Origin of the sequence: Paenibacillus periandrae, from assembly GCF_022458865.1 — a bacterium.
Classification (GTDB): Bacteria; Bacillota; Bacilli; order Paenibacillales; family NBRC-103111; genus Paenibacillus_S; species Paenibacillus_S periandrae.
The window spans coordinates 228,941-248,057 of sequence record NZ_JAJNMU010000001.1 but is presented as its reverse complement, the minus strand read 5'-3'; the positions used below and the strand labels follow the sequence as shown (position 1 = coordinate 248,057).

Genomic DNA, 19,117 nt, shown 5'->3' with positions numbered 1-19,117 from the left:
AGCAATTTGGCAGGGAAGTGACTTTGATGGAGCTGTTGAATGATGAATATTACATGCGGCTTGCTATTCAGCTTGCTTGTAGTGCTGCAGGCCAGACAGGAATTAATCCGGTCGTAGGCTGCGTGCTCGTCAAGGACGGCAGGATCGTTGGAATGGGGGCTCATCTCAAACGGGGAACGGCCCATGCTGAAATTCACGCCTTGCAGATGGCCGGAGCTGAAGCAGAAGGCAGCACAGCCTATGTTACCTTGGAGCCCTGCAGCCACTTTGGTATCACGCCGCCCTGCAGCGACCGACTCATTAAAGAAAAGGTGAAGCGTGTCGTTGTTGGCAGCGAGGATCCCAATCCACTCGTAGCTGGAACCGGGATTGAACGTTTGAGACAGCATGGATTGGAGGTCGTAACGGGTGTATTGGCCCAAGCGTGCCGGGAGCTGACCGAGACATTCAATCATTTCATCGGTTCCAAACGCCCGTTCGTCACGATGAAGACGGCCAGCACACTGGATGGCAAGCTTGCTTCCAGGACGGGGGATAGTAAATGGATCACGAATGCGGAATCTCGCACTTATGTCCATAATTTACGCCACCGTCACCAAGCGATTATGGTCGGAATAGGGACCGTTCTTGCAGATGATCCCTTGTTGACGACACGATTGGATGTACCTGCGCTGCACCCGATCCGACTCATTGTCGATTCAAACTTGCGGCTGCCGCTTGAGTCTAGGGTAGTGACGGATCGTACCGCAGAGACAATTGTTCTGACAACAGAGAATGCCTCAGAGTCATCCAAACAGCGGCTTGAAGCGGATGGTGTAACCGTCATTTCTTGTGGCAGCGGACCTCAAGTGGACCTGAGCAAGGCAATGGAGCTTTTGGGCAGGCGCGATATCGCATCGATTTTACTCGAAGGCGGCGGTACACTGAATGGTGCGATGCTGGAGCAGCGGCTGGTTAACAAGATTCATTTGTTCTTTGCACCCAAAATTATTGGAGGCGGAAGTCAATCACTGGATACGATGCCTTTTGCAGGCTTTGATCGTATGGAGGAAGCTATCCGACTGGAGCGTATCACGGTTCAACAGTTTGGTGAGGATGTTTGCGTAACTGGATATCCACGCTACAGCAGCGAGGTGAGGTAAGATGTTTACGGGTATTATTGAAGAGATCGGCAATATGAGAAGTATTTCACGGCAGGGGCAGGCGATGATATTGAGCATTGGTGCCAGCCGCATTCTGGAGGATGTTCATCTGGGAGACAGTATTTCTGTCAATGGTGTTTGCTTGACCGTCGTGAAATATGATGGATCATCGATTACGGTCGATGTCATGCCCGAAACGTTCCGACGAACGACACTTAGCAAGCTTCATACCGGTGATCCGGTGAATCTGGAGCGGGCTATGGCGGTAGGTGGACGTTTTGGCGGTCATATTGTTCAAGGACATGTGGACTCCATAGGGACGATCACAAGCAGAACGACCGATCAGAATGCGGTTGTCTACGAAATCGAGCCGGTGGATACAGCTATTTTAAAATATATGATTCCCCATGGTTCGATCACCATCGATGGTATTAGCCTAACGCTAGTGCAAGTAACCGATCAACGATTTACGGTGTCCATCATTCCACATACCTTGGCGCAGACGGTACTGCAGCATAAGAAACCTGGTGATGAAGTGAATCTGGAGGCTGATGTATTGGGCAAATATATGGAAAAGCTGTTGAGCTTTCGTTCACATGGCGGAGGATCAGAGAGTAAATCTAGCAAGCTTACAGCTGCATTTTTGGCGGAAAATGGATTCATGTAAGCAAACATAGAGAGGTGGGAGTGGGAAATGACAGTACCTATTCAATTTAATACTATCGAGGAAGCAATTTACGATTTGATGTTGGGTAAGGTCATTATCGCTGTTGACGATGAGGACCGTGAGAACGAAGGGGATTTCATTGCGCTGGCGGACAAGGCGACTCCCGAGATTATTAATTTTATGATCAAGGAAGGCCGCGGCCTGGTGTGCGTACCCATTACTGAGGAGCGTGCACAGGAGCTGGAGCTGCCGCCTATGGTTTCGAGAAATACCGACTATCATGGAACAGCATTTACAGTTTCCATAGACGGTGCCGATACGACAACGGGAATTTCCGCTACCGAGCGCTCCATGACCGTAAAAGCACTAATTGATCCTAATTCTAAACCGCAAAGCTTTCGTCGACCCGGACATATTTTTCCCTTAATTGCAAAAGCAGGTGGCGTCTTGCGCCGTACGGGTCACACCGAAGCTGCTCTTGATCTGGCTCGTATGTGCGGTTCCTATCCAGCAGCTGTCATTTGCGAAATTATTAAAGAAGATGGAGAAATGGCACGTGTTCCGGAATTAATGGAATTTAGTCAAAAGCATGATATCAAGATCATCACGATCAAAGATATGATTCACTACCGCAATCACAAGGAGAAATTGGTAAACCGTGAGGTTGAGGTCAAGCTGCCAACGGATTACGGCGTGTATAAAGCGATTGCCTATTCCAACGCTATTGATCAAAAGGAGCATGTGGCTCTTGTCAAAGGAGATATCGATGGAACAAAGCCAACTTTGGTTCGTGTTCACTCGGAGTGCTTGACGGGCGATGTGTTCCATTCCCACCGCTGCGATTGCGGACCTCAGCTGAATGCGGCGCTTAAACAGATTGATGAAGCGGGTTCCGGTGTGCTGCTGTATATGCGTCAGGAAGGTCGCGGCATCGGCTTGATTAACAAGCTGAAGGCTTATGTCCTGCAGGAAGAGGGCTTGGACACTGTAGATGCGAATATTAAATTGGGTTTTGCGCCTGATTTGCGTGAATACGGTATTGGAGCCCAAATTTTGAAGGACCTGGGCTTGCAAAAGATTCGCTTGCTGACGAACAATCCTCGTAAAATTAAAGGCTTAGAGGGTTATGGTCTGGAAGTTGTAGAACGAGTGCCGATTCAAATGAAGGAAAACGAATCCAACGCAAGCTATTTACACACGAAACATGAAAAATTAGGACACTTGCTTGATTTTCAAATCTAATAAAAAATGATAAATTGAAAGGATGTTAATCATCATGACGAAAATTTACGAGGGACATTTAGTATCAGAAGGTTTAAAATATGGAGTTGTTGTTGCCCGTTTCAATGAATTTATTACAGGCAAGCTGCTTAGCGGCGCTTTAGACGCATTCAAACGCCATGGTGCTACTGAAGACGAGGTTGAGGTGGCATGGGTACCAGGAGCTTTCGAAATCGCACTGATTGCCCAAAAAATGGCCGAAAGCGGTAAATACGATGCTGTCATCACTCTGGGTGCCGTTATTCGTGGGTCCACACCGCATTTTGATTATGTGTGCAGTGAAGCGGCCAAAGGCGTTGCCGCCATCAATCTCAAAACCGGTGTACCGACGATTTTTGGTGTATTGACTACCGATTCGATTGAGCAAGCAATTGAGCGTGCGGGTACGAAGGCTGGCAACAAGGGCTGGGAAGCGGCTGTGAGTGCAATTGAAATGGCGAATTTGACCAAACAGTTCTCCTAATATACAATTCAATACGAGTCTTAACGAAATGATCGGCTGCTAACATTTTAAGGGGGAACGACGGTTGGACAAGGTTACGTATAAGCTTGACAAGTTTGAGGGCCCCCTTGATTTGTTGCTGCATTTGATTGATCGATCCGAAGTTGATATTTATAATATACCTATTAAAGAGATTACGGACCAATATATGAGCTATCTGAATACGATGCAGGAGCTGGAGATGGAGTTGACAAGTGAGTTCTTGTTGATGGCTGCAACACTCCTATCTATCAAAAGCAAGATGCTGCTACCCAAGCCTCCTATTATTGAGATGGACGATTATGACGATTATTTGCTCGACGAGGATTACGATCCACGCTCTGAGCTGGTTGAAAAGCTGATCGAGTACCGCAAATATAAAGCGATTGCCGACCATTTGCGTGATAAGGAGCTTGAGCGCAAGCTGATTTATACTCGTGAGCCTGAAGATTTATCTCCCTACATACAGCAAATCGTCGAGAATCCGGTAAAAGGACTCGGTGTTTCTGATCTTGTGCACGCATTCCAGCGGGCTATGCAGCGTATGGCGAGCAGAAATTTGGTTACCAAAATACGCAAGGACGAAATATCCGTAAAAGACCGAATGAAAGATGTAGTAAGATGGTTAAAGGAAGCAGACGGCAAAATATTGTTTTCTAAATTAACCGATGGTGATTATTCGCGGGAAAGTATTGTCACTACCTTTTTGGCGTTGCTGGAGCTGATGAAGATGAAAATGATTGTTTGCTACCAGCACCGATTTTTCGAGGATATCGTCATACAGGCAAGAGAGGAAGGAAAGGCGGATGGATTTTCAACAGATGAAATCAGTTATTGAAGGCTTGCTATTTGTCGCTGGAGACGAGGGTCTGGATACCAAGCAGCTTGCTGAGGTGCTGGAACTTAGTACGGATGTTGTCCGTAATTTGATAGGGGATCTGCAAAGAGACTTTCGGAACAGCAAGCGAGGTTTGCAAATTGTTGAGCTCGCCGGAACCTACCAATTAACGACGCTTCCAGCCCATGCGCCATATCTTGAACGGCTGGCCTATTCGCCTTCACGCTCATCCTTGTCACAGGCAGCCTTGGAAACCTTGGCAATAGTCGCTTACAAACAACCGATTACCCGGGTAGAGATCGAAGAGATTCGTGGTGTCAAGGCTGAACGAGCCTTGCATACACTCGTGGCTAAGGATTTAATCAAGGAGGTCGATCGTGCAGACGCTCCCGGACGGCCAATATTATATGGAACCACAAAGCCATTTCTGGATTACTTTGCACTGGGTACGATTGAGGAGCTTCCAGAGTCTTCTCTGTTTCAGAACGATGACAATTTGGAAGAGGAAACTCGACTCTTGTTCAATAAATTAGATAATGGGGAAAGCCATCAAATCTCTTTTGACGATGTAACCGAAAGTGAATAATATGGATCGACCATGCTCCTGGAATGATTTAATCAAATAGGGCTATACTAACTCCTGAAAAGAAGCTTAAGCTTCTGCGATAAGGGGTTTTTTGTTTATTCAGGCTTTAATATTCAAAATGAGGGGTGAGCGATATTGAATTATTGGATTATAGCTGCTGTGATCGTTGCGGTAGTGGCGCTTCTCTCAAGTCCCATTAGATGCCGGTTAACGATTGTTAGAGAAGCACAGGATGATGATATCACATTTGATATTCATGGGCTGTACGGCATGCTCAAGAAACGAATTGCGGTTCCTTTTATCCAGTTCAAAAATTTTGTTGAGGGCGTTAATGTCGAGGCTGCGTATATTGATAAAAAAGAACATCAGGTAGTTAGTGTAAAAGAAGAGAAAATTACCAAGCGCAGTATTAAAGAAAGCTTTGATAATGCATTAGAGCTGTTGAGGAGCTGCTTTCATTTTCATGAATGGCTGACGGTTACGCTAACCCACGTCAGGTGCATTCAATTTGACTGGAAAACCTCTGTCGGTATTGGCGATGCGCCTGAAACCGCTATGGCAACCGGCATGATATGGGGTTTGAAATCGACGATGCTCGGTTTTATGTCCCGCTACATCAAGCTGGATGCACAACCGAAGCTGCAAGTCATTCCGCAGTACAACCAGACCCGATTTTCGACCGAGGTACTCGTACGGCTGCAAATTAGTATGTGGTTCATCCTCATTGCCGGGATACGTTTACTGGCACGGATCATCAAAGTAAAAGGCGGCTTGAAGACATGGCGAAGAGTATTGTTTAAAGCGTGAAGAGCAAGTTTGCTTTACATAGTAATACCGCTTTTCGGTTAAGCTATACTTGCGTTGATTTCCTTATGTTTGAGGAATCCAGTATACAACAAGGAGGCACAACCAATGATGACAGAGCATCCCATACAAGGTCTTATGAAGACGGCAATGGAAAACATCAAGGAAATGGTCGATGTCAATACGATCGTGGGAGATCCGGTGGAAACTCCCGATGGTAGTGTGATTATGCCGATTTCAAAAGTCGGCTTTGGTTTCGCGGCGGGTGGCAGCGAGTTCGGTCAAGAGGATTCCGCATCGGATAATTCCTCTGGAGCAGGCCGTCACGATGGTGCGAATGCCAAGGTTTCACTTCCGTTTGGTGGAGGCAGCGGTGGAGGGGTATCCATCACGCCAATTGCTTTCCTGGTCGTAGGCAAGCAAGGAGTCAAGATTGTTCCATTGGACAATCAAACACATTTGCTGGAAAGACTGATTGATGCAGCACCAAGTGTTGTCGATCGTATTCAAGGCATGATGAAGGGTGGACTGAATTCCACTACCCATAATCAGTCTGGGAGCGGAACGATAAGTGTAACGAATCCATCGGACAATCCGAACTATATTGTCTAAAGCTTGCTTTATTATTCCATAAGACCATAGACCTATACCAAGATCCAGGCAAAGCTGCTCCATCGAGATGATGGGCAGCTTTGCCTATTTATTAAGGAAAATAGATTGCTCTTTTTGCAGGTTTCTTTTATATTTATTTTATCTGGATTTGATGATAATTTTGAGAGAATTTGATGAAAGAGGTTTTCTTGGTGCGTTTATTGCCTACACGGTCTTGCAGTCCGGGAATGAAGCTTGCTAAATGTATTTACAATGAAGACGGGCTTGTTTTATTAAATGAACGTGTTGAGCTAACCCAGGCATTAATTAATCGATTGCAGCAATTTGGAGTCGACTTTGTTTACATTCAAGACAGAGATACTGATGATATCCAAGTTGATGACGCGATAAGTCAAGAAACGAAAATGAAGGCTTTGGCCGAAATCAAAACCCAATTCAGAAAAGCGATGGAAGAGAACAGCAAAAGTAAATTTTCGAAAAATGCGTTTATGGGCAGGGCATTTGGCAATGTGATCAAAATGATCATGCAGGATTTGGATTCGCGTGAAGGTACGCACATCATGCTGTTAAATATGAATGTTCTCAATAATTATGTGTTCAATCATTCGCTTAACGTATGTATTTACGCGACGATGCTTGGAATGGCTAGCGGTTACAATCGTGAAGAAATTGCTGTGCTTGGTATGGGTGCACTTCTTCATGATATCGGTAAAACGCAAATTAATCAGGATATTATCAAAAAGCCGGGCAAGCTGTCGCCTCAGGAGTTTGACGAGGTCAAGATGCATGCGGAGCTCGGGTATCGGCTATTAAAAGACGAGCCCAATATGCCTTTGCTGGCCGCTCATTGTGCGTTCCAGCATCATGAGAGGCTGAACGGCAGCGGTTATCCAAGAGGCATTAAAGGCAATGAGATTCATGAATACGCCAAGCTGATCGCCATCATAGACAGCTATGATGCCATGACCACACATCGTCCTTATCGATTGGCTATGCTGCCGCATCAGGCGATGGAAATTTTGTTCTCAGGTGTGGAATCTTTATACGATTATAAGAAGGTTGCCTTATTTCGAGACAACGTTGCCATCTATCCGCTTGGACTCAGTGTCAAGCTGAGCACAGGTGAGAAGGGCGTAGTTGTAGTTATTAATCCTGCAATCCCGCAGCGACCTACTATTCGCATCATGGAGGGTGCGGATGGAGAGAAGATCACACAGCCTTATGAGGTAGACTTATCGAAGCAGCTAACCGTATTTGTTAGTGAAGTAGAGATGCCATGAATACTGCACTTATTTCGTAGTTCATATAGATCCTTAAGGACCTGCAAAGTCCTGAGGGTCTTTTTTGTGCTTCGCAAATGACCGGGAGCTGTGGCTTTCGAAGAGGACATATAATGGGACAGGACCCGCATATACATGTACAAGATCGGTATGTCCATAATTGAACCTATGTTGGCAGGAGGACCCTTTTATGAAAAAAAACATTGTGCTCTTATTGCTGCCGGTGCTGCTGGTAACGATATGGGCCCCCTCACCCGCGCTGCAAGCCGCCCCAGCGATTTCGACCCACGCGGAAACGGCTGCCTTAATTGATGTACGCTCGGGGCGGGTATTGTACAGTAAGCAGGGCGACAAGCAGATGCGTATCGCCAGCTTAACTAAAATCATGACGGCGATTGTAGCTGTCGAGCAAGGGAAGCTGTCCGATTCAGTGAAGGTGGGCAAAAATGCTTTTGGAAAGGAAGGCTCTTCGATTTATTTGAAGCTTAACGAAGAAATGAGCCTTCACCATTTGTTGTATGGGATGATGCTGCGTTCAGGTAATGATGCGGCAACGGCGATTGCTGAGCATGTTGGAGGTACCGTTGAAGGTTTTGCATATTTGATGAATGAGAAAGCACGAATGATCGGGATGGAGCATTCTTCGTTCAAAAATCCATCCGGACTGGATGAGGAGGGACATTATTCAACCGCAAATGATATGGCCAAATTGGCAGCCTATTCCCTCCGCAATCCGCAATTTCAGGAAATTGTAAAAACCAAGCTTAAGAAAGCGCCCAATCCAAATGAAGCATGGGATTACACGTGGTTGAATAAGAACAAAATGCTGCAGCTCTACGATGGTGCCGATGGGGTGAAAACAGGCTATACCAAGCTGGCTATGCGTTGTTTGGTTTCTTCAGCAACACGCGGCGGGCAGCAGCTGGCGGTGGTTACCTTGAATGATGGAGATGATTGGGCCGATCATGCCAAGCTGCTGGACTACGGCTTCGCCAACTATCCGCTGCTGCCTCTAGTAAAAAAGGGTGATGCCATCGAAGGAACAGCGTGGGTAGCAGGTAAAGAGTTCCTGTATCCAACACAGGAATCAGAAAAAGGACATTATTCGTATCGGGTGGAGCTAAATGATGCCAATTCGGCAAGCTTTCGTCTGGGTGATGTGGGCAGGCTGGTTTATACACTGAACGGGAAGGAAATCGGTGGTGTTCCATTGTTTCCGAAGGATAGCCCGAGATTGAAGCTGAAGGAGAGTTCTGCATTTTCAATTGACCAGTCGCTGTCCGCTACGGCCTCTTATGCAGACAAATGGCTGTTTATCGTTCAATTTATAGTTCGTACTTTATTTACGGGACGTGTTGGGTAATCATCCGAGATAGGAGTTGACCTATGGTAAATTTAATCTGGTTGTTTTTTATTGTTGCTGGGGTTGGCGTCGCCGCGGCGCAGGGGAATATCGAGCTGGTTACACAGGCGACATTTGATGGCGCGAAAAGCGGGGTTACCGTATGCTTTGGCTTGATTAGCATCATGGTATTCTGGCTTGGTATCATGCGTATTGCCGAGGATGCGGGATTACTGAAGCTGTTGGCTTCTTTGCTGCGTCCGATCGTTCGGTTCCTGTTTCCAACTGTCCCCAAGGACCACCCGGCTCTGGGCTACATCATGTCCAATATGGGGGCCAATATATTGGGCTTGGGTAACGCGGCAACGCCGATGGGGATCAAAGCGATGCAGGAGCTGCAGCTGCTCAACACCAATAAAGAGACGGCGAGTCCGGCGATGTGTACGCTGCTGGCTCTGAATACGGCGAGCATTACCTTGATCCCGACAACACTGATCGCAATTAGAATGAATTTTAATTCCTTGAACCCGGCCGAGATTGTCGGGACAACGTTAATGGCTACCTTTGTATCCACCCTCGCGGCTATTTTTGTAGATAGATGGTACCGTGCACGCAACTCCATACAGCATTAATGTTAACCACTGATAGGGAAGGGATGATTCCTTAATGTACGCCTTCGTTAATCTGATATCTGCCTGGGCGATTCCGATGATCATTGTTTTTATACCGCTTTATGCCTTGTATCGTAAGGTACCCGTTTACGAATCCTTTGTAGACGGGGCTAAGGACGGCTTTGATACCGCAATCCGAATCATCCCGCATTTGGTAGGCATGATGGTAGCAATCAGTATATTCAGAGCTTCGGGTGCCATGGAGCTGATGACCAATTGGGTGAAGCCTTTTTGTGAAATGATAGGTATTCCAAGCGAGGTGCTGCCGCTAGCTATTTTACGTCCGATTACAGGGGCGGGATCACTCGCCTTTACAACCGATCTGCTGCAGCAGTTTGGCCCCGATTCCATGGTCGGGCGTATAGCATCCACGATTCAGGGGAGCACCGATACTACGATGTATGTGATTACTGTCTACTTTGGAGCGATAGGCATCCGTAAAGCAAGCTATGCGCTAAAAGTGGGCTTGATCTCGGATGCAGTCGGGTTCGCTGCCTCCATTTTTATTTGTTATTTGGTATTTGCTTAGAACTGACACAGATTTTCGCCTGAGCAACTTGTGATTTCTCTGTAGGATGAGTATCATTAGGTTTGAGGTGAATGGAGACTAATGGAACGATTACAAAAAGTATTGGCAGAAGCGGGAGTGGCCTCCCGTCGTAAGTGTGAGGAATTGATAACGGCTGGACGTGTTCAGGTTAACGATGAGGTTGTGACAACACTTGGAGTTAAGGTTGATGCCAGTAAAGATGTAATTACCGTAGACGGCCGCAAGATCCGTCAGGAGAAAAAAGTATACGTGCTGTTTAATAAGCCCAAAGGGGTTATAACGAGTGCTTCCGACCCCGGTGGACGGAAAATCGTAACCGACTTTCTGGTGGATATCAAGGAACGGATTTATCCGGTAGGTCGGCTTGACTATGATACCGAGGGCTTGCTGCTGCTGACCAATGATGGGGAATTCGCCAATTTGCTGACGCATCCCAGGCACCATGTGCCGCGTACTTACCACGCCACGGTAAAAGGGGTTCCACATGGTTCTTTATTGGACAAGCTGCGGGATGGAATCGAGCTCGAAGATGGGATGACGGCGCCAGCAGAAGTGGATTATTACGATATCGATCCGGCCAAAAAGGAAACGATTGTTTCCATTACTATTTATGAAGGACGTAACCGTCAGGTTCGCCGTATGTTCGATGCCATCCAATTTCCGTTAATCAAGCTTAAGCGTGTTCAATTTGGACCTATAGCTTTGACCGGAGTGCCACGGGGGAAATTCCGCCATCTCGAAGCCAAAGAAATCAAAGAGTTGACCGAGGATGCGCTAAGGACACATAAAATTCAAAAAGACAAATAAGCGTTGGCATTAAAGTTAGCTATAATGAAAATAAGCAAAACTGACTAGCTTCCGTTTGGAGTGAACATCAATGGGCAAAAATAAAAGATGGATACAATTGGCGATTTTCGCCATTGCCATAGTGATCGGTGCATTGACGCTGTTCAATAATTTGTATGCCACGGATAAACGACCGGTTGAAGGCGCCAAGGCACCTGATTTTACTTTGTCCGGATTGGATGGTAAGAAGCATACGCTGTCTGATTATAAAGGGAAAACGGTGATGGTTAACTTTTGGGGTACGTTCTGTCCGCCATGTAAGGAAGAAATGCCTGCCATTCAGCATCAATTTGATAAGCGTGACACACAAAATGTAGAGTTTCTTGCACTAAATCTCGGTGAAAGTAAAATAACCGTGCAAAGCTTTATTGACCAGTATAAAATTACATTTCCAATTTTACTGGATGACAACGAAGCAACGCGCAAGCGATACGGTGTCAGTAATTATCCGACAACGTTCTTTATTTCTCCAGACGGCAAGATTGCCAAGATTATGGTCGGGGAGATGAGTGAGGTATTTATTGAAAAGACACTTGAATCGATCAAAGCTTCAGCCCAAGCTGCTCCCAAATAATTGATTATTACAGTGAGAACCTATTGCTTGACAGTAAGAAAGAAAGCTCAGGAGGCGCCCCATGATTCAAAACACAAAATGTGAATGCGGTCACCTGAATCATGTCGGGACCGTACTTTGCGAAGCCTGTGGAAAGCCTCTCTTTGAAGAGGCTGGCACGGAGCCGCTTGAAATGCGTTATGACGGAGTGGCAAGACGTTCTCAAAAAGCCAATCCGGATATAATCGATAAGGTATGGAATTTTTTCTCTTCCGTTAAGATCGCCATCTACATGATCATCATTACACTGCTTGGCTCAGCAGTAGGCACGATTTATCCGCAGGAAAATTCATTTCTTAATTTTGACCCTTCGATCTATTATGAAGAAACGTACGGGACGCCAGGGAAGATTTATTATTTACTGGGACTGTCACATACCTTTGAATCCTGGTGGTTTATTGGGCTCCTATTAATGATAGGAACCTCTCTTGTCGTTTGCAGCCTTGATAGGGTACTGCCGCTTTACAGGGCTCTCTCCAAGCAGCAGATTCGAAAGCATCTTAAATTCATTTTACGTCAAAAGGTTTCCTATAGCGGTGATCTTCCTCACAAGGATGTTTCTTCAGAGGCAGCAGAGCAGGCATGGGTTCAGCAAGCTGCCGAGCAATTAAAGAAAAAGCACTATCGTGTACATACGGATGGGACCGCTCTGCTGGCGGAAAAAAACCGGTTTAGCCGCTGGGGACCCTATATCAACCATATTGGACTCATTATTTTTTTGCTGGCGATTCTGATGAGAAGTATTCCTGGCTGGCACATGGACCAGCATGTTGCATTTCCTGAAGGACAAGTTGTGAAGATTCCTGAAACGTCGTATTACCTGAAAAATGAAAAATTCACAATTGAATATTACGATGCGAATGAGATGTCGGAAGGATTTCGTGCCAAGGATCAGGCAGTACCCAAAATATACGAAACGAATGCGGTCTTATACACATGTAAAGCCGATTGTGATGACCCCTTCAAGCAGCCCGTGCTTGAGGAGGTTCACCGTCAAAATATTATAGTGAATGAGCCGCTTGAGTATAAAGGATTAATGGCTTACCAATTTGACTACAGGGAATCGCCGATGCTGATTTCCGTGAAGCCTACACTCAAAAACAAGCAAACCGGCGCTGCATACGGCAGCCTGGACTTGTCCATGACACGGCCCCAGGACAGCTATCAGGTTGGACCTTATACTTTAAAGGTAAAAGCCTATTTCCCGGATTTTGGACTGGATGAAAAAGGGGTTCCGATAACCAAATCCAAAGACCCCAAGATGCCGGCATTTATATTCTCGATTACAGGCCCGGAAATCGCCGCGGAAGGTGTTCCGTACCTTTATTTTCCAAGACAGGTGGACAAGGTTACCTTCCGTCAGGATGACATTAATGGAGAAATTGGAAACAAGCTGGAGCTTTCTGTTAATTCTATGGCCGATGTACAGTTTTCAGAATACATCAGTTATTTGAATATTCGTGTGGATCGTGCAATGCCATATATTTGGGTGGGGGCTGCGATTTCCATGATTGGGCTGGTTATGGGCTTTTACTGGCATCATCGTCGTATCTGGCTTCGAATCGATAACGGACGGCTGGCTCTTGGCGCTCATACAAACAAAAACTGGTTTGGCATTCGTCAGGAAGTCGCCCAGGTTCTTCATAAATCGGGAATTGAAGCCGATCCCAAATCGCTGGAAACAGGAGTGGTCACATAATGACAAGCAGTACGTTTTTACTAATCGGTTTCATCGTCTATAACCTGGCCTTTCTGATGTTCGTGATTGCCATTCTCGGCAGAAAGTGGGCTCAGGATAATCCCATCGAGCATACGAGAAAATGGGGTAATTATGCGATAGGTGCCACTATAATAGGACTTGCCGGTCATGCGGGATTCTTCTTTACAAGATGGTATGAAGCAGGTCATATTCCTACAAGCAACATGTATGAATTTATGACATTTCTCGGAATGATGATCATTGTTGCTTTTATCGTCGTGTACTTTATATATCGTGCGCCTGTGCTTGGGGTATTTGCAGTGCCGATTGGAATCATTATTATTGGCTATGCATCTGTATTTCCCAAGGACGTGCAGCCGCTTATTCCGGCTTTGCAAAGCTACTGGCTGAAGATTCATGTCACAACAGCGGCGTTTGGAGAAGCGTTTTTTGCAGTCGGTTTTGCTGCCGGCTTGATGTATCTGCTGCGCAGTGTTAACTTTGACAGTAAGGAAAAGGGTGATCGCAAGGAGCAGCGTGGAGTAGAGGTGACGATATTCACCTTGGTCATGATCATTGCTTTTGTCATTTCCATATTTGGTTTTAATGCATCCGGCTATCACGCCAGATTCGCAAGCGATGTGCTCTACACGGGTAAGGACGGCGTGGAGCAGACTATTAAGCAGAATGTTGATTATGTGCTGCCACCGATCTTCAAGCCTTTTGAAGGGGAGCAGGTGGAGATGAAGCCATTCCTCGGCATGACCCAGGCACCCTTCGAAGCACCATCCTGGATGAAGGGATCTAATGCAGGCCGTAAGCTGAATACTGTGGTATGGTCCATTGCCGGAGGCTTGATTCTATATGGATTGCTCCGTTTGATCGCACGCAAGCCCTTAGGGGCTGCAATCAGTCCTATGCTGAAGGGTATTGATCTTGAAGACATCGATGAAATCAGCTATCGGGCGATTGCTATAGGTTACCCGATTTTCACTCTGGGTGCTCTGGTTTTTGCGATGATATGGGCCGCTGAGGCATGGGGAAGATTCTGGGGATGGGATCCCAAGGAAGTATGGGCACTGATCGTCTTTTTGTATTATGCTGCCTATTTGCATCTACGGTTTTCCAAAGGATGGCAGGGAAAACGTTCAGCCTGGCTCGCTGTAATCGGATTTGTGGTCGTTATGTTTACGCTGGTTGGGGTTAATCTGGTTATCGCAGGTTTGCATTCGTATTCGGGGGCGTAATGAAGAACATACAACAATAGAACAGAGAGGGTTGAAAAGCCGATGTCTGATGTTAAAATGACGATTTTGGTAGTCGACGATGAGGAGCGGATTCGCCGCTTGCTGCGCATGTATCTGGAGAAAGAAAATTTCATTATCGATGAAGCGGAGGATGGCGAAACGGCTTTGAAAAAAGCGCTTGAAACCGATTACGATTTAATATTGCTCGATGTCATGCTGCCAGGTATTGATGGTAACGAGGTGTGTGCGAGACTGCGGCAGGTAAAATCAACTCCGGTCATTATGCTTACGGCCAAGGGTGAGGAAACGAACCGGGTGCAGGGCTTTGAGATGGGTGCAGACGACTACGTCGTGAAACCGTTTAGTCCGCGTGAGGTGATTTATCGGGTCAAAGCGATCCTGAGAAGATCCTCAGTGACGGCTTATTTATCCAAGGAAGTTAATTCGAGCAACAATATTGTATTTCCTAATCTCATCATTGAGCATGATGCGCATCGGGTGAGCGCGGGTGGCCAGGAGGTTGCACTGACTCCGAAGGAATACGAGCTGCTGCATTACTTGGCGGTATCGCCGGACAAGGTCTTTTCACGGGAAGAGCTGTTGAAGGATGTATGGAATTATGAGTTTTTTGGGGATCTGAGAACAGTGGATACACATGTCAAAAGGCTGCGTGAAAAGCTGAATAAAGTGTCGCCGGATGCCGCCTCCATGATTACAACGGTATGGGGCGTCGGATACAAGCTCGAGGTGCCAAAGTAACGTGTTTAGCTTAAAAGGCATCGTTGGCAAGCTATGGCTGACAATTATCGGACTTGTTGCTGTTGTTCTGCTCGTGCTTGGTCTGTTTCTCAGTCAATATCTGGAAACCTCTTTCCCCAAATCTCAGGATCAGATCGAGAATCTACGCAAGCTGGGACAGAAGGTGACCAGCGGCATCGCTTTACACAATGAGGATGAGCGTTACATTGATTTGGTCAATGATCTGTTAAGTGCCCAAGATGCAACAGTCTTTGTAGTGGATGTCGACTTGAAGCCGATGAAGTTATCATCTCAGAAGTCGAACCCTATGAATTTGCAATACGATGATTTTTTTTCCGCTGTTATGCTGAAGCGGGTGTTTGCTGGAGACACGATTGATAATCAAACCGTTAACAGTACCGGCAGCAGGCAGCAGATGAACAGCCAATACTCAGCTGTAGCGGTACCTTTGATGGACTCGACACAGCAAAAAATCATCGGCGCCGCCATTTTGTATCAATCGGTTCAATCTGTAGAAGCGACACAGGCTTACGTCATCCGTTTATTTGCTTATGTGTCCTTGATCGGCTTTTTAATGACAACTTTTTTTGCTTTCTTTTTACTGACGAAAATTACTCAGCCTTTACTGAAGCTCAAAAAAGCAGCCGATTTAATTTCGCTTGGAGAATATGGAACCCGTGTTCCTATTACCTCATCAGATGAAATCGGTGAGCTGGGTAAAACATTTAATCGCATGGGTGAGGAATTATCTGATACGATCAAGGCGCTCAGCCACGAAAAAGAGCATTTATCCAGTATATTACGTAGTATGACAGACGCTGTTATTACATTTGATTCGGATGGAAGTGTGATTCTGGCTAATCCTCAGGGCGATAAAATCGTCAATGACTGGAATCAGATCCACTGGATTGATCGAGAAACCGAGCAATCCATGCTGCCTGTGCTTCAACAGCACAGCTCGTTCATACCCGAGCCAATGAGAATGCTGTTTGACGAAGTCATTACAGGAGCGAAGGAAATTACCTCCAAGCTGCATGTTCAAAACGAGGTGTGGTCCGTTGTCATGACCCCGTTATATGCTCGTGCGGCCGTTCGAGGCGTGGTGGCGGTGTTGCGGGATGTTACAGAGGAATTTAGGCTGGACAAGCTGCGCAAGGATTTTGTCGCCAATGTATCCCACGAGCTTCGTACGCCATTATCCATGCTGCAAGGTTATAGCGAGGCATTGCTCGATGATATTGCAGGTTCTGCAGAAGAACGCCAGGAGCTTGCTCAGGTTATCCATGAGGAATCGCTGCGAATGGGCAGGCTGGTCAGAGACCTGTTGGATTTGGCTCGTATGGAGACCGGTCATATCGAGCTGCATTTTCGAGTGGTGGAGGTTCGGAGCTTTATCAAGCGTATGCATCGCAAGTTCGCGGCACTATCGAAGGAGCAGGGCATTCTAATGAGCTATGAGCTGCCGGAGGAAGAGCTGATTCTGTACCAGGCGGATGAAGATCGGCTGGAGCAGGTGCTGACGAATTTATTGGATAATGCCATCAGGCATACGCCTGCTCAAGCGGAAATCGTCATGCGTGCAGAGCGGCACTCTTACAAGGATGAAGATGCCGTTCTGATCGAAATTATCGATCAAGGAATCGGGATACCTGCAGGTGACCTGCCCTATGTATTTGAACGCTTTTATAAAGCGGACAAGGCCCGTACACGCGGTGCAACAGGGGGGACAGGACTCGGGTTATCGATTGTCCGTAACCTGGTAGAGGCGCATCAAGGCGCTGTTACGGTTAAAAGCACAGTGGGGCAAGGAACGACATTTTCAGTGCTGCTTCCCGTTAAAATGATAACAACATAAAAGAGAGCTCCGACAAGCGTATCGGAAGCTCTCTTTTTATGTTGAACGAGCAGGATTATTCTTGTTGTTCGTGAAACAGTCCGTGAAACAGTCGAACAGGAATCTTAGTTTTAGTCCAGGGTAAGTTCATTTACATGTGTCAGCTCAGGCAATTGAATAAGCTGTTGAAGAACTTCCTTAGGTGTCTTTTTATCTGTTGACAAGACCATAATGGCCGAGCCGCCAACAACCTTACGGCCAACCTGCATCGTAGCGATGTTGACATCATTGTTGCCAAGCAGAGTCCCTACTTTACCGATGATACCAGGCTTGTCATTATGAGAAATGAGCAGCAAATTGCCGTTTGGTGCGATATCGACCGGATACTGGTCAATTTGTACGATCCGCTCGCCATATCCGGCTAGCAGGGTTCCAGCAACAACACGCACCTCGTTTTTGGATTTCAGCGTAACCGAAACCAGATTAGTGAACGTTTGTGTGGCTGCCGATTGTTGAATCACGATGTTCACATCGCGAGTTTTGGCAAGGTGCATCGCATTTACGATATTAACACCTTCCAGTTGATTAGCAAGAATACCGCGTACGATATAACGGGTTAATGGTGCTGTGTCCACATCAGCCAAATCTCCGGAGTAATTAACTACGATCTCTTTGATCGCAACTTCGGTAGTTTGACCGATAAATTTGCCAAGCTTGTCTCCAAGGTTGAAGTAAGGCTGGAGTTTGCTTAGTACTGCTGGTGGAACCGGAGACATGTTAACAGCATTTTTGAAAGGCTCGTCACGTAAAATATGAAGCACTTCTTCGGAAACGTCGATAGCTACATTTTCTTGAGCTTCAACTGTAGATGCACCCAAATGCGGGGTCACGATGATTTTCGGATTATTCAGGAATGGGTGGTCGGCTTGAGGAGGCTCCTGCTCATATACGTCAAACGCAGCTCCTGCCACGATACCGGCATCAATAGCTTCAACCAAAGCAGCTTCATCGATAATACCGCCGCGAGCACAGTTAATAATGCGTACGCCTTTTCTCATCAATTCAAATTGAGGGCGGGCAATGATATGACGCGTTTCAGGAGTTAACGGCGTATGCACAGTGATAAAATCAGCCTGAGCTGCGATTTCATTCACGGTTCCGAGCTTAACACCCATTTGTTCTGCACGTTCTTCAGTAAGGAAAGGATCATAGCCGATTACGTTCATGCCAAAAACCTTAGCGCGTTTAGCCACTTCACTTCCGATACGGCCCATACCAAGAATACCCAGCGTTTTATTACGCAGCTCAACACCTACGAAAGTTTTGCGATCCCACTCACCACTGACGGTTTTTTTGTAGGCCTGTGGAATGGAGCGTGCTACGGACATCATCATAGCAAAAGTTAATTCACAAGTTGCAATTGTATTTCCATCAGGAGCATTGATGACAACAATACCACGGCTGGTAGCCGCTTGAAGATCGATGTTATCTACACCAACACCTGCGCGTCCTACAACCTTCAGCTTAGGAGCAGCAGCCATAATGTTATCGGTCACTTTGGTTTGGCTTCTTACCATCAATGCGTCATAATCAGCAATAATCTCGATTAATTCGCTTTCCGATAAGCCGATTTTTTTGTCGACTGTTACGTCTGCTGCGTCATTAAGCAGTTGAATTCCCAAATCACTGATTCCATCCATTACTAATACTTTGTACATGTACGCCAACCTCCACTTTTTTCTAGACAAACTAAAAAACTCTCCATCCTCGTACGTTAAACGTATACAAGGGACGAAGAGTTACTTTCGTGGTACCACCCTAATTCACTGTCTGATTGCACAAACAGCCTCATGAGCCGCAAGGAC

19 protein-coding genes and 1 other annotated feature (1 of these 20 only partly in view) are annotated in these 19,117 nt (G+C 46.3%); of the genes, 18 read left to right on the top strand and 1 reads right to left on the bottom strand.

The features are described from left to right. Window positions 1-26 precede the first annotated feature (26 nt). The 18 genes from ribD (at window position 27) to LRL21_RS01100 (ending at window position 17,273) form a co-directional block, all read left to right on the top strand. Window positions 27-1,142 carry a bifunctional diaminohydroxyphosphoribosylaminopyrimidine deaminase/5-amino-6-(5-phosphoribosylamino)uracil reductase RibD gene (ribD, locus tag LRL21_RS01185; RefSeq protein ID WP_240413920.1) on the top strand — a complete coding sequence of 372 codons (1,116 nt, stop codon included), beginning with the start codon at window positions 27-29 and terminating at the stop codon, window positions 1,140-1,142. Window position 1,143: 1 nt separating this feature from the next. After that, window positions 1,144-1,809, top strand: coding sequence for a riboflavin synthase (gene ribE / locus LRL21_RS01180; protein ID WP_240413919.1), 666 nt, complete (start codon window positions 1,144-1,146; stop codon window positions 1,807-1,809). A gap of 27 nt (window positions 1,810-1,836) precedes the next feature. Continuing rightward, window positions 1,837-3,051: a bifunctional 3,4-dihydroxy-2-butanone-4-phosphate synthase/GTP cyclohydrolase II gene (locus LRL21_RS01175; protein WP_240413918.1), complete on the top strand. Its 1,215-nt coding sequence runs from the start codon at window positions 1,837-1,839 to the stop codon at window positions 3,049-3,051. A gap of 34 nt (window positions 3,052-3,085) precedes the next feature. Further along, entirely contained in the window at window positions 3,086-3,553 is a 468-nt protein-coding gene (gene ribH / locus LRL21_RS01170; RefSeq protein ID WP_076227705.1) for a 6,7-dimethyl-8-ribityllumazine synthase, read from the top strand. A 64-nt stretch (window positions 3,554-3,617) separates the two neighbouring features. Continuing rightward, window positions 3,618-4,409 carry a segregation and condensation protein A gene (locus LRL21_RS01165; RefSeq protein WP_240413917.1) on the top strand — a complete coding sequence of 264 codons (792 nt, stop codon included), beginning with the start codon at window positions 3,618-3,620 and terminating at the stop codon, window positions 4,407-4,409. Then, the gene (gene scpB / locus LRL21_RS01160) at window positions 4,378-4,995 is read left to right on the top strand and encodes an SMC-Scp complex subunit ScpB (RefSeq protein ID WP_240413916.1); all 618 of its coding nucleotides are present in this window, start codon (window positions 4,378-4,380) and stop codon (window positions 4,993-4,995) included. Before LRL21_RS01165 ends, scpB begins: the two co-directional genes overlap by 32 nt. A gap of 135 nt (window positions 4,996-5,130) precedes the next feature. Then, a complete protein-coding gene (locus LRL21_RS01155; protein WP_240413915.1) occupies window positions 5,131-5,802 on the top strand; it encodes a DUF2953 domain-containing protein in 672 nt (223 codons plus the stop codon). Between the two features lie 108 nt (window positions 5,803-5,910). Further along, on the top strand, window positions 5,911-6,411 hold the full coding sequence (ytfJ, locus tag LRL21_RS01150) for a GerW family sporulation protein (protein ID WP_240414192.1): 501 nt from the start codon (window positions 5,911-5,913) through the stop codon (window positions 6,409-6,411). Between the two features lie 191 nt (window positions 6,412-6,602). Then, a complete protein-coding gene (locus tag LRL21_RS01145) occupies window positions 6,603-7,691 on the top strand; it encodes an HD-GYP domain-containing protein (protein ID WP_240413914.1) in 1,089 nt (362 codons plus the stop codon). Window positions 7,692-7,881: 190 nt separating this feature from the next. Then, window positions 7,882-9,054, top strand: a complete 1,173-nt coding sequence (locus LRL21_RS01140) for a D-alanyl-D-alanine carboxypeptidase family protein (RefSeq protein ID WP_240413913.1) — start codon at window positions 7,882-7,884, stop codon at window positions 9,052-9,054. A 23-nt stretch (window positions 9,055-9,077) separates the two neighbouring features. Next, a complete protein-coding gene (locus LRL21_RS01135) occupies window positions 9,078-9,665 on the top strand; it encodes a nucleoside recognition domain-containing protein (RefSeq protein WP_240413912.1) in 588 nt (195 codons plus the stop codon). 34 nt (window positions 9,666-9,699) lie between these two features. After that, window positions 9,700-10,233: a spore maturation protein gene (locus tag LRL21_RS01130; RefSeq protein ID WP_076227690.1), complete on the top strand. Its 534-nt coding sequence runs from the start codon at window positions 9,700-9,702 to the stop codon at window positions 10,231-10,233. An 81-nt stretch (window positions 10,234-10,314) separates the two neighbouring features. After that, complete coding sequence (locus LRL21_RS01125; protein ID WP_240413911.1) at window positions 10,315-11,061, top strand: pseudouridine synthase; 747 nt, start codon at window positions 10,315-10,317, stop codon at window positions 11,059-11,061. Window positions 11,062-11,131: 70 nt separating this feature from the next. Next, window positions 11,132-11,674, top strand: coding sequence for a thiol-disulfide oxidoreductase ResA (gene resA, locus LRL21_RS01120; RefSeq protein ID WP_240413910.1), 543 nt, complete (start codon window positions 11,132-11,134; stop codon window positions 11,672-11,674). A 61-nt stretch (window positions 11,675-11,735) separates the two neighbouring features. After that, window positions 11,736-13,412: a cytochrome c biogenesis protein ResB gene (gene resB / locus LRL21_RS01115; protein WP_240413909.1), complete on the top strand. Its 1,677-nt coding sequence runs from the start codon at window positions 11,736-11,738 to the stop codon at window positions 13,410-13,412. Beyond that, entirely contained in the window at window positions 13,412-14,659 is a 1,248-nt protein-coding gene (gene ccsA / locus LRL21_RS01110; RefSeq protein ID WP_240413908.1) for a cytochrome c biogenesis protein CcsA, read from the top strand. Before resB ends, ccsA begins: the two co-directional genes overlap by 1 nt. Before the next feature lie 42 nt (window positions 14,660-14,701). Continuing rightward, the gene (locus LRL21_RS01105; RefSeq protein ID WP_091165099.1) at window positions 14,702-15,418 is read left to right on the top strand and encodes a response regulator transcription factor; all 717 of its coding nucleotides are present in this window, start codon (window positions 14,702-14,704) and stop codon (window positions 15,416-15,418) included. 1 nt (window position 15,419) lies between these two features. Further along, window positions 15,420-17,273 (top strand): ATP-binding protein, encoded by a 1,854-nt coding sequence (locus LRL21_RS01100; protein WP_240413907.1) that lies wholly within the window; start codon window positions 15,420-15,422, stop codon window positions 17,271-17,273. Window positions 17,274-17,383: 110 nt separating this feature from the next. Here LRL21_RS01100 and serA read toward each other — a convergent pair whose 3' ends face one another. Further along, entirely contained in the window at window positions 17,384-18,970 is a 1,587-nt protein-coding gene (gene serA, locus LRL21_RS01095) for a phosphoglycerate dehydrogenase (RefSeq protein ID WP_240413906.1), read from the bottom strand. Window positions 18,971-19,036: 66 nt separating this feature from the next. Beyond that, window positions 19,037-19,117 (bottom strand) — a binding site (T-box leader) (it continues 179 nt past the right edge of the window).

Bases quoted from the DNA above. Each gene is read 5' to 3' on its own strand.
- ribD (WP_240413920.1), top strand. From the start codon at position 27: ATGGAGCTGTTGAATGATGAATATTACATGCGGCTTGCTATTCAGCTT.
- ribE (WP_240413919.1), top strand. From the start codon at position 1,144: ATGTTTACGGGTATTATTGAAGAGATCGGCAATATGAGAAGTATTTCA.
- LRL21_RS01175 (WP_240413918.1), top strand. From the start codon at position 1,837: ATGACAGTACCTATTCAATTTAATACTATCGAGGAAGCAATTTACGAT.
- ribH (WP_076227705.1), top strand. From the start codon at position 3,086: ATGACGAAAATTTACGAGGGACATTTAGTATCAGAAGGTTTAAAATAT.
- scpB (WP_240413916.1), top strand. From the start codon at position 4,378: ATGGATTTTCAACAGATGAAATCAGTTATTGAAGGCTTGCTATTTGTC.
- ytfJ (WP_240414192.1), top strand. From the start codon at position 5,911: ATGACAGAGCATCCCATACAAGGTCTTATGAAGACGGCAATGGAAAAC.
- LRL21_RS01140 (WP_240413913.1), top strand. From the start codon at position 7,882: ATGAAAAAAAACATTGTGCTCTTATTGCTGCCGGTGCTGCTGGTAACG.
- LRL21_RS01135 (WP_240413912.1), top strand. From the start codon at position 9,078: ATGGTAAATTTAATCTGGTTGTTTTTTATTGTTGCTGGGGTTGGCGTC.
- LRL21_RS01130 (WP_076227690.1), top strand. From the start codon at position 9,700: ATGTACGCCTTCGTTAATCTGATATCTGCCTGGGCGATTCCGATGATC.
- LRL21_RS01125 (WP_240413911.1), top strand. From the start codon at position 10,315: ATGGAACGATTACAAAAAGTATTGGCAGAAGCGGGAGTGGCCTCCCGT.
- resA (WP_240413910.1), top strand. From the start codon at position 11,132: ATGGGCAAAAATAAAAGATGGATACAATTGGCGATTTTCGCCATTGCC.
- resB (WP_240413909.1), top strand. From the start codon at position 11,736: ATGATTCAAAACACAAAATGTGAATGCGGTCACCTGAATCATGTCGGG.
- ccsA (WP_240413908.1), top strand. From the start codon at position 13,412: ATGACAAGCAGTACGTTTTTACTAATCGGTTTCATCGTCTATAACCTG.
- LRL21_RS01105 (WP_091165099.1), top strand. From the start codon at position 14,702: ATGTCTGATGTTAAAATGACGATTTTGGTAGTCGACGATGAGGAGCGG.
- serA (WP_240413906.1), bottom strand. From the start codon at position 18,970: ATGTACAAAGTATTAGTAATGGATGGAATCAGTGATTTGGGAATTCAA.